Annotated in this window: 13 protein-coding genes; 7 read left to right on the forward strand and 6 right to left on the reverse strand. The window is 57.7% G+C overall.

Going from position 1 to position 9110, the window contains the following annotated elements:
- Positions 1 to 10: 10 nt before the first annotated feature.
- From K0H48_RS05940 to K0H48_RS05965, 6 genes are all read right to left on the reverse strand, one after another.
- Positions 11 to 250, reverse strand: coding sequence for a BolA family protein (locus K0H48_RS05940; protein WP_219266784.1), 240 nt, complete (start codon positions 248 to 250; stop codon positions 11 to 13).
- Between the two features lie 114 nt (positions 251 to 364).
- Positions 365 to 670 carry a lipid asymmetry maintenance protein MlaB gene (locus K0H48_RS05945; RefSeq protein ID WP_219266785.1) on the reverse strand — a complete coding sequence of 102 codons (306 nt, stop codon included), beginning with the start codon at positions 668 to 670 and terminating at the stop codon, positions 365 to 367.
- Positions 667 to 1314, reverse strand: a complete 648-nt coding sequence (locus tag K0H48_RS05950) for a phospholipid-binding protein MlaC (RefSeq protein WP_138816826.1) — start codon at positions 1312 to 1314, stop codon at positions 667 to 669. Before K0H48_RS05950 ends, K0H48_RS05945 begins: the two co-directional genes overlap by 4 nt.
- An 11-nt stretch (positions 1315 to 1325) precedes the next feature.
- Complete coding sequence (gene mlaD / locus K0H48_RS05955; protein ID WP_005784855.1) at positions 1326 to 1793, reverse strand: outer membrane lipid asymmetry maintenance protein MlaD; 468 nt, start codon at positions 1791 to 1793, stop codon at positions 1326 to 1328.
- Positions 1793 to 2590 (reverse strand): lipid asymmetry maintenance ABC transporter permease subunit MlaE, encoded by a 798-nt coding sequence (mlaE, locus tag K0H48_RS05960; protein ID WP_017138231.1) that lies wholly within the window; start codon positions 2588 to 2590, stop codon positions 1793 to 1795. The genes mlaD and mlaE overlap by 1 nt, the downstream gene beginning before the upstream one ends.
- Entirely contained in the window at positions 2590 to 3399 is an 810-nt protein-coding gene (locus K0H48_RS05965; protein WP_005784851.1) for an ATP-binding cassette domain-containing protein, read from the reverse strand. Before K0H48_RS05965 ends, mlaE begins: the two co-directional genes overlap by 1 nt.
- A 287-nt stretch (positions 3400 to 3686) precedes the next feature.
- Here K0H48_RS05965 and K0H48_RS05970 point away from each other — a divergent pair, with 287 nt between their 5' ends.
- From K0H48_RS05970 to raiA, 7 genes are all read left to right on the forward strand, one after another.
- Positions 3687 to 4661, forward strand: coding sequence for a KpsF/GutQ family sugar-phosphate isomerase (locus tag K0H48_RS05970; RefSeq protein ID WP_219266786.1), 975 nt, complete (start codon positions 3687 to 3689; stop codon positions 4659 to 4661).
- Positions 4662 to 5186, forward strand: a complete 525-nt coding sequence (locus K0H48_RS05975; RefSeq protein ID WP_124361316.1) for an HAD family hydrolase — start codon at positions 4662 to 4664, stop codon at positions 5184 to 5186.
- Positions 5187 to 5194: 8 nt separating this feature from the next.
- The gene (gene lptC / locus K0H48_RS05980) at positions 5195 to 5767 is read left to right on the forward strand and encodes an LPS export ABC transporter periplasmic protein LptC (RefSeq protein WP_056859022.1); all 573 of its coding nucleotides are present in this window, start codon (positions 5195 to 5197) and stop codon (positions 5765 to 5767) included.
- Complete coding sequence (gene lptA, locus K0H48_RS05985; protein ID WP_099548390.1) at positions 5754 to 6326, forward strand: lipopolysaccharide transport periplasmic protein LptA; 573 nt, start codon at positions 5754 to 5756, stop codon at positions 6324 to 6326. The genes lptC and lptA overlap by 14 nt, the downstream gene beginning before the upstream one ends.
- Complete coding sequence (lptB, locus tag K0H48_RS05990) at positions 6326 to 7051, forward strand: LPS export ABC transporter ATP-binding protein (protein WP_016974288.1); 726 nt, start codon at positions 6326 to 6328, stop codon at positions 7049 to 7051. The genes lptA and lptB overlap by 1 nt, the downstream gene beginning before the upstream one ends.
- A 184-nt stretch (positions 7052 to 7235) precedes the next feature.
- The gene (locus K0H48_RS05995; RefSeq protein WP_138816831.1) at positions 7236 to 8729 is read left to right on the forward strand and encodes an RNA polymerase factor sigma-54; all 1494 of its coding nucleotides are present in this window, start codon (positions 7236 to 7238) and stop codon (positions 8727 to 8729) included.
- Between the two features lie 75 nt (positions 8730 to 8804).
- Entirely contained in the window at positions 8805 to 9110 is a 306-nt protein-coding gene (raiA, locus tag K0H48_RS06000; RefSeq protein WP_017138237.1) for a ribosome-associated translation inhibitor RaiA, read from the forward strand.

Genomic DNA, 9110 nt, shown 5'->3' on the forward strand with positions numbered 1-9110 from the left:
CCTTGGGGGCTCAGGTACGCTCGGCCCAGGCCGCGCGGCTGAAAAATTTCATAGTAACCGCGTGGATGCTGCCATCGGTGATCCACGGGTTCAAATGGGCATAGATCTGCTGTTGACGCTTGACCGGGCTTAAATTTGCCAGTTCATCGCTAATCACGTTCAGCTGGAAATTGCAGCCTTCGCCTTCAACTTCTACGATCGTTTCCGGCAGCTTTCCTTCAAGGAAGCTTTTAACTTCTAGGGCCTGCATGCTCAACCTCTATCGGCGCCCAGTGCGCACGGGTCGCACATCATACAAAAAAGCCCCGCGCCTGCGAACCCCGCATAGCAGGACTCTGACGGGGGGCTTCTTTAATAATGTGTATTAAGGATGCGCCAACAGCTCGGTAATACCGGAAACCTGAGCGATTTCACGCATGTCTTCGGGCAGTGCGCGGATGCTGACCGGCTTTTTGACCGCTTGCGCATCACGCATGAAGCACAGCAACAACGAAAGACCAACACTGCTGGATTTGGTAACCGCCGAGCAATCGAGCACCAGCGCAGGCGCGTTGCTGCTGTTGATCAGCGCCTGGCCCTGCTTGCGCAGCTCAGGCCCGGTGCGGTAATCCAGCACGCCGCTGAGGAACAACTCGCCGGCGTCACCAAGACGAACAGCCGACTCGGTCATTGCGCAGGCTTCCCGGCTTGTTTGTCGGTTTCTTCCTTGGCTTTGGCGACTTCACCGGCCCAACCATTGATGGTTTTGTCCAGGTTATTGCCATTACGCTGCATCGCATCAGCGAACTGATCGCGGAACAGCTTGCCGATGTTGATGCCGTTGATGATCACGTTGCGCAGTTTCCACTCGCCGTTGACCTTCTCCAGCGTGTACTGAACCGGGTAAACCGCGCCGTTGTTGCCTTTGACGGTCATGTTGACGCTGGTGCGGTCACCCGACTCATCCCCGGCAGGAGCGACGGTAATGCCTTGGTTGTTGTACTCAAGCAGGGCATTGCCATAGAACTGGAACAGGCCCTTCTTGAAGTTTTCCTGGAAGGTCTGCATCTGCGCAGGCGTAGCCTTGCGCGAATACTTGACCGTCATGATGCTGCGGGAAATGCCTTCGGCATCGACCACAGGCCCCACAATGGTATTGAGCGCATCGTAAAACTTGGTGGGGTCTTGCTTGTACTGCTCTTTGTTGGCAGTCAGGTCAGCCAACATCTTGTTGGTCGTGTCCTGCACCAGATCGTGCGCAGAACCCGCCGCGTTGGCCATCAGCGGCAATGCTGCCAGCAGCACCAGCAGGCCACGTCGCAAGGTAGAGATCATGAACAGATTCCTCATTTGGCGTCTTTATTGACCGTATTGAGCAGGAATTTACCGATCAAGTCTTCAAGCACCAACGACGACTGTGTGTCGTGGATTGTCGAACCATCCTTGAGCAGGGCTGTTTCCCCACCCACGCTGACGCCGATGTACTTCTCGCCCAGCAGCCCAGCGGTGAGGATAGATGCAGTGGAGTCAGTCGGCAGATTATCTACCTTCTTGTCGACTTGCATGGTCACCCGGCCAGTGAAGCTGTCGCGATCCAGATCGATTGCCGTGACCTTGCCGATGGTTACACCGGCCATGGTCACTTTAGCTCTGACCGTCAAACCGGCGATATTGTCGAAGTACGCGTAAAGTTTATAAGTATCGGCGGTGGGGCTGGCCGAAAGGCCACTGACCCGCAGGGCCAGCAACAGTAAAGCCAGGATGCCAGCCAGCAAGAAAAGGCCGACACCGATTTCCACAGTGCGGTTTTGCATCAGAAATCTCCAAACATCAAGGCGGTCAAAATGAAGTCAAGGCCCAGTACCGCCAGCGAGGCGTACACAACGGTCTTGGTGGTGGCGCGACTGATCCCTTCTGAAGTGGGCTCACAGTCATAGCCTTGGAATACGGCGATCCAGGTCACTACAAAGGCGAAAACGATGCTTTTGATGATGCCATTGAGCACGTCGCCACTGAAGGTCACGCTGTTTTGCATGTTGCCCCAGTACGAGCCGTCATAGACGCCCAACCAGTCAACCGCCACCCACGAACCACCCCAGATGCCCACCACGCTGAAAATCATCGCCAGCAGCGGCAGGGATATGAAGCCGGCCCACAGGCGCGGGGCAACAATATATTTGAGCGGGTCCACGCCGATCATTTCCAGGCTGGACAGCTGCTCGGTGGACTTCATGTTGCCGATTTCGGCGGTCAACGCAGAACCCGCACGCCCTGCAAATAGCAAGGCGGTGACCACCGGCCCCAGTTCACGCAGCAGCGTCAGGGCAACCATCTGCCCTACCGCCTGCTCCGAACCGTAGCTGGAGAGGATATTGAAGCCCTGCAACGCCAGCACCATGCCGATGAAGATCCCGGACACCACGATGATGACCAGGGACATCACGCCCACCGAATGCAGCTGTCTCAACAACAGACCAAACCCGCCGCCAATGCCGCCACGCCCGAGCAGCGCGTGAAACAGGAAAATCGTTGAACGCCCCAGGACCTCGACCAAGTCGATGCCGGAGCGGCCGAAAAGGCGAACCTTCTCGAGTAAAGATGTCTTGCGCATCAGCGCTTCCCCAGAAGATCTGAGCGGTAGTCCGCTGCCGGAAAATGAAAAGGCACCGGGCCATCGGGATCGCCGGTCATGAATTGGCGAATGCGCGGGTTATCAGCGTTCATCAGCTCTTCAGGCGTACCCTGCCCCAGCACCTGACCATCGCCGACAACATATAAGTAGTCAGCAATGCTCGCAGTTTCGGCCAGGTCGTGGGAAACCACGATGCTGGTGATCCCCAACGCATCGTTGAGCAGGCGGATCAGACGCACCAGCACGCCCATGGCGATCGGGTCCTGGCCTACGAACGGCTCGTCATACATGAGGATCTGCGGATCAAGGGCAATGGCCCGCGCCAGCGCAACACGACGCTTCATGCCGCCGGACAATTCGTCAGGCATGAGGTCGATGGCGCCGCGCAGGCCCACGGCCTGCAATTTGAGCAGCACAATGTCACGAATCATTTCATCGGACAGCTGGGTATGCACCCGCAGCGGAAACGCTACGTTTTCGAAAACGTCGAGGTCGGTAAACAGCGCACCACTCTGGAACAGCACGCCCATATGCTTGCGCGCATCGAACAGATCGCTGCGCGACAGCGTCGGCAGGTTCTGGCCGTTGACCCACACTTCGCCGGCGCTGGGCCGCAATTGCATGCCCATCAGGCGCAACAGAGTGGTCTTGCCGCAACCGGAAGGCCCCATGATGCCCGTGACTTTGCCGCGGGGAATGCGAATATCGACGTTATTGAAGATGCTGCGCGAACCGCGCTTGAAGGTAAGACCCTTCAGCTCGACCGCGTAGGCGTTATCGGCACTCATCTAATCTCCTTGGGATGCAGCCTTTCACTCAGACACCATGCTTGCGACTTTCGTTTGCAACAGATGCACAAAAGTTAGCGGCATGGGTTGGGCCGACCGAACTGGCGGCGAACTATATCACTGCTGGTACAGAGCCCCCAAGGCCGGAACTGCCCTTGTTCAGATTCGGGACAGGGAAAACACGTGACTGAGCATAAATCCCAGGCACCTGCAGAATAACTAGCGTGAGGGATTTGATCATTACCGCTATAATCGCCGACTTTTCGTCAGGCTATACGATTTCAGACATGAGCCAATCCAGCGACCTTATTCAATCCGCACAACGCACCATCCGCCTCGAGCTTGAAGCCGTAGAAGGTTTACTGGCCCATATCGACGCAGATTTCGTGCGCGCCTGCGAGATGATTCTGGCCAGCACGGGCCGCGTTGTGGTGGTCGGCATGGGCAAATCCGGCCACGTCGGCAACAAGATCGCCGCCACCCTGGCCAGCACCGGGACCACGGCGTTTTTCGTGCACCCGGCCGAAGCCAGCCACGGCGACATGGGCATGATCACCAAGGATGACATCATCCTGGCGCTGTCGAACTCCGGCACCACCAACGAAATCGTGACCTTGCTGCCCTTGATCAAGCGCCTGGGCATCAAGATGATCAGCCTCACCGGCAACCCGGAATCCACGCTGGCCAAGGCTGCCGAAGTCAATTTGAACGTGCATGTGGCCCACGAAGCCTGCCCGCTCAACCTGGCACCGACCTCTTCCACCACCGCCGCCCTGGTCATGGGCGACGCCCTGGCCGTGGCGTTGCTGGAAGCCCGTGGTTTTACCGCAGAAGACTTCGCGTTTTCGCACCCGGGCGGCGCGCTGGGTCGTCGCCTGCTGCTCAAAGTGGAAAACGTCATGCACTCGGGCGATGAACTGCCCCACGTACAACGCGGCACCCTGCTCAAAGACGCACTGATGGAAATGACCCGCAAGGGCCTGGGCATGACCGTGATCCTGGAAGCCGACGGGCGCCTGGCCGGAGTCTTCACCGACGGCGACCTGCGCCGCACCCTGGACCGCACCATCGATATCCACACCGCGACTATCGACGCGGTGATGACGCCCCACGGCAAGACCGCCCGCCCCGAGATGCTTGCAGCCGAAGCGCTGAAGATCATGGAAGACCATAAGATTGGCGCGCTGGTGGTGGTCAATGGTGACGACCGCCCGATCGGCGCCCTGAACATGCACGACTTGCTGCGTGCAGGAGTGATGTAAATGACCAGCGACCTGCTGCAACGCGGCAAAAACATCAAACTGGCGATTTTCGACGTGGACGGCGTGCTGACCGATGGCCGCCTGTATTTCCTCGAAGATGGCAGCGAATTCAAGACTTTCAACACCCTCGACGGCCAGGGCATCAAAATGTTGATGGCCGCCGGTGTGCAAACGGCGATTATCAGTGGTCGAAAGACACCGGTTGTGGAACGCCGCGCACAAAACCTGGGGATTCCTCACCTGTATCAAGGCCGTGAGGATAAACTGGTGGTTCTGGACGAGCTTCTTGGCCAACTCAACCTAAGCTATGAGCAGGTTGCGTACCTGGGTGATGATCTGCCTGACCTGCCGGTCATTCGCCGAGTCGGCCTGGGCATGGCCGTCGCCAATGCGGCGGCATTTGTTCGTGAACACGCCCATGGCATCACTGCCGCACGTGGCGGCGAAGGTGCCGCCCGCGAGTTCTGCGAATTGATCCTGCGTGCCCAGGGCAGTCTTGAAGCGGCCCACGCCGCCTACTTATAGAGCGTTTTATGCTGAGCAAAAAGATTCGCAACTTCCTGTTATTCGGGGTCATCGCCGCGCTGTTCCTGGCGGTGGGCTACTGGAATATCAGCCCGGAGCGCTTTCTCGACAAGCCTGTAGCACAGGTTGACGAGGGCCTGATCGACAATTTCGCCACCAATGCCTATACGGTGCAGTTCATGCCTGACGGCAAGGTCCAATACGAGATGACCTCCGACAAGGTGGAGCACGTCAAAGCCTCCGACGTCAGCCTGCTGACCAACCCGGACCTGAACCTGTTCCGCGGCACCGACTTTCCGTGGCACGTCACCAGCAAACGTGGCGAGGTTAACGCGGACGGCACCCAGGTTGAGTTGATCGACTCGGTACGCGTTGCGCGCACCGATGAACAGAAGCGTGACACCATCATCACCAGCAGTCGCATGACCGTTTTCCCACAACAGCAATATGCGCAGACCGAGCAAGACGTTAGAATTGACGGCGCTGGCGGTGTATCGACTGGCAAGGGAATGAAAGCGTATTTGAAAGAAAGCAGGATACACCTGCTATCGAACGTAAGAGGACAGTATGAGGCTCGTTAAAACCCTCCCTATTTTGCTCGGTCTGGGCGCAGCACTGGGAAGCGTGAGCGCCTGGGCTCTGCCGAACGATAGCCAGCAACCGATCCATATCTCGGCTGACGATGCGCAGTTGGATGATAAACAAGGCGTCGCGACCTACACCGGTGGCGTGATCATCACCCAAGGCTCGATGAAGATTACCGGCAACACGGTAACGCTGACTCGCACCCCGGCTGGCGACATCGACGTGGTGACTTCGGTGGGCAACCTGGCTTACTTCGAACAGAAGCAGGCGGCGGCTGACCCAGCACCAATGAAAGGCTACGGCAAGACCATCCAGTATCACGCCCAGCAGAACCGCATTATCCTGATTGACCAGGCACGGGTTGTCAGTACTGACGGCAATACCACCGAAGGTGAAAAAATCACCTACGACACCGTCAAGCAGATCGCTACCGCCGGTCGCGCCAATGGCACAAAAATCGGCACACCGAAGCCGCGCATCGACATGGTTATCCAGCCGAAGCAGAAAGACGCTGCCGCCCCTGCGCCAAAACCCGCTGCGAAGAAGACGAACTGATGGCAACCCTGAAAGCCCAGCATCTGGCCAAAGCTTATAAAAGCCGTCAGGTCGTACGCGACGTCAGCCTGTCGATCGACAGCGGCCAGATCGTCGGCTTGCTCGGCCCCAACGGCGCCGGCAAGACCACCTGCTTCTATATGATTGTTGGCCTGGTCCAGGCGGATCAGGGCCGTGTATTGATTGACGACCTGGACGTAAGCCACCAGCCCATGCACGGTCGTGCACGCGCAGGTATCGGCTATCTTCCCCAGGAAGCATCGATCTTCCGCAAACTGTCGGTGTCCGACAACATCATGGCGATCCTCGAGACCCGCAAGGAACTCGACCGTGACGGCCGTCGCAAAGAGCTGGAAAGCCTGTTGCAGGAGTTCCACATCAACCACATCCGCGACAACCTCGGCATGAGCTTGTCCGGTGGTGAGCGTCGCCGTGTGGAAATCGCCCGCGCCCTGGCCACCGCGCCCAAGTTCATCCTGCTGGACGAACCTTTTGCCGGTGTCGACCCGATCTCGGTCGGCGATATCAAGCAGATCATCCATCACCTCAAGGCCAAGGGTATCGGTGTACTGATCACCGACCACAACGTGCGTGAGACCCTCGATATCTGCGAGACCGCCTATATCGTCAACGATGGGCAACTGATTGCAGAAGGTGATTCCGCGACTATCCTGGCCAATGAACTGGTGAAGGAAGTGTATCTGGGTCACGAGTTCCGCCTGTAAACACGGTGGTATCAGGCCGTTGCCCGGGGCGCGCGCAAGTCAATAAAAACCTCAGTTTTTTTATTGTTACCGCGCTCTAGGCAAAGCCCCTGATATCAGGCATATAATTTGCTTATGTTTGGCGCTCACGCGCCCTGTCGTGGATGGCGCATTGCGCCGGCGAATAAGGTGTTAAGCCCCTGCCATGAAACCATCGCTAGTCCTGAGAATGGGCCAGCAGCTGACGATGACACCGCAGCTGCAACAGGCCATCCGCCTGCTCCAATTGTCGACCCTGGACCTGCAACAGGAAATCCAGGAGGCCCTGGAGTCCAATCCGATGCTCGAACGCCAGGAAGAAGGCGACGACTTCGATAATGCAGACCCGCTGGCCGACAACATCGAGCAAAAACCCAACGCCGACGTGCAGGAACCGTCCTATCAGGAAACCGCCCCTACGGTGGATAACCTTGAGGAAGGCGAATGGAACGAACGCATTCCCAACGAGCTTCCCGTCGACACCGCCTGGGAAGACGTGTACCAGACCAGCGCCAGCAGCCTGCCCAGCAATGACGACGACGAGTGGGACTTCACCACCCGCACGTCCGCAGGTGAAAGCCTGCAGAGCCATTTACTGTGGCAACTGAACCTGGCGCCGATGTCCGACACCGATCGCCTGATCGCCGTAACCCTGATCGACTGCATCAACAACCAGGGCTACCTGGACGAGACGCTCGACGAGATTCTGGAAGCGTTCGACCCGGAACTGGACATCGAGCTGGACGAAATCGAAGCCGTCCTGCATCGCATCCAACAGTTCGAGCCTGCCGGCATTGGCGCTCGTACCTTGAGCGAATGCTTGTTGCTGCAACTGCGCCAACTGCCGGCCAAGACCCCTTGGCTCGCCGAAGCCCAGCGCCTCGTCACCGACTACATCGACTTGCTGGGCAGCCGCGACTACAGCCAGTTGATGCGCCGCATGAAGCTCAAGGAAGACGACCTGCGCCAGGTCATCGAGCTGGTGCAGAGCCTCAACCCGCGTCCGGGCTCGCAGATCGAGTCCAGCGAAGCCGAGTATGTCGTGCCTGATGTGATCGTGCGCAAAGATAACGAGCGCTGGCTGGTGGAGTTGAACCAGGAGTCGGTGCCACGCCTGCGGGTCAACCCACAATACGCAGGCTTTGTACGCCGCGCCGACACCAGCGCCGACAACACCTTCATGCGCAACCAATTGCAGGAAGCGCGCTGGTTCATCAAGAGCCTGCAAAGCCGCAACGAAACCCTGATGAAAGTGGCCACCCAGATCGTCGAGCACCAGCGCGGCTTCCTGGAATATGGCGATGAGGCGATGAAGCCACTGGTTCTGCATGACATTGCCGAAGCGGTAGGTATGCATGAATCGACGATTTCACGGGTGACCACGCAGAAATTCATGCATACCCCACGGGGCATTTATGAACTGAAATACTTTTTCTCCAGCCACGTCAGCACCTCCGAAGGCGGCGAATGCTCGTCCACGGCGATCCGCGCGATCATCAAAAAACTGGTTGCGGCGGAAAATCAGAAAAAGCCATTGAGTGACAGTAAGATCGCTGGTTTACTGGAGGCACAAGGCATTCAGGTCGCCCGTCGAACCGTCGCCAAGTACCGCGAGTCCCTCGGGATCGCGCCTTCCAGCGAGCGTAAGCGTTTGATGTGACGGGCGGGCCATAGCGTTCCAGTGGTGGGTATTCCTACCCACCGCTTTATGCACTGGCAACGAAGGAGAAGCTGTATGCAAGTCAACATCAGTGGACACCATGTAGAAGTCACCCCTCCATTGCGCGAATACGTCGAGCAGAAGCTGAAACGGCTTGAGGGTCATTTCGACAAGATCACAAATGTGCAGGTGATCATGAAGGTCGATAAGCTTCAGCAGAAAATTGAAGCGACCTTGCAGATACCCGGTGGCGAAGTGGTCGCCAATGCCGAGCATGAAGACATGTATGCATCTATCGATGCCTTGACTGACAAGCTTGACCGCCAACTTAAAAAGCATAAGGAAAAGCAGCAGAGCCTTCTTCAAGGCACTGGCCGCTAA

It is taken from the genome of Pseudomonas sp. Xaverov 259, assembly GCF_019352915.1.
Classification (GTDB): domain Bacteria; phylum Pseudomonadota; class Gammaproteobacteria; order Pseudomonadales; family Pseudomonadaceae; genus Aquipseudomonas.

Coding starts and splice junctions, on each gene's coding strand:
- K0H48_RS05940 (WP_219266784.1), bottom strand. CDS start 250: ATGCAGGCCCTAGAAGTTAAAAGCTTCCTTGAAGGAAAGCTGCCGGAA.
- K0H48_RS05945 (WP_219266785.1), bottom strand. CDS start 670: ATGACCGAGTCGGCTGTTCGTCTTGGTGACGCCGGCGAGTTGTTCCTC.
- K0H48_RS05950 (WP_138816826.1), bottom strand. CDS start 1,314: ATGATCTCTACCTTGCGACGTGGCCTGCTGGTGCTGCTGGCAGCATTG.
- mlaD (WP_005784855.1), bottom strand. CDS start 1,793: ATGCAAAACCGCACTGTGGAAATCGGTGTCGGCCTTTTCTTGCTGGCT.
- mlaE (WP_017138231.1), bottom strand. CDS start 2,590: ATGCGCAAGACATCTTTACTCGAGAAGGTTCGCCTTTTCGGCCGCTCC.
- K0H48_RS05965 (WP_005784851.1), bottom strand. CDS start 3,399: ATGAGTGCCGATAACGCCTACGCGGTCGAGCTGAAGGGTCTTACCTTC.
- K0H48_RS05970 (WP_219266786.1), top strand. CDS start 3,687: ATGAGCCAATCCAGCGACCTTATTCAATCCGCACAACGCACCATCCGC.
- K0H48_RS05975 (WP_124361316.1), top strand. CDS start 4,662: ATGACCAGCGACCTGCTGCAACGCGGCAAAAACATCAAACTGGCGATT.
- lptC (WP_056859022.1), top strand. CDS start 5,195: ATGCTGAGCAAAAAGATTCGCAACTTCCTGTTATTCGGGGTCATCGCC.
- lptA (WP_099548390.1), top strand. CDS start 5,754: ATGAGGCTCGTTAAAACCCTCCCTATTTTGCTCGGTCTGGGCGCAGCA.
- lptB (WP_016974288.1), top strand. CDS start 6,326: ATGGCAACCCTGAAAGCCCAGCATCTGGCCAAAGCTTATAAAAGCCGT.
- K0H48_RS05995 (WP_138816831.1), top strand. CDS start 7,236: ATGAAACCATCGCTAGTCCTGAGAATGGGCCAGCAGCTGACGATGACA.
- raiA (WP_017138237.1), top strand. CDS start 8,805: ATGCAAGTCAACATCAGTGGACACCATGTAGAAGTCACCCCTCCATTG.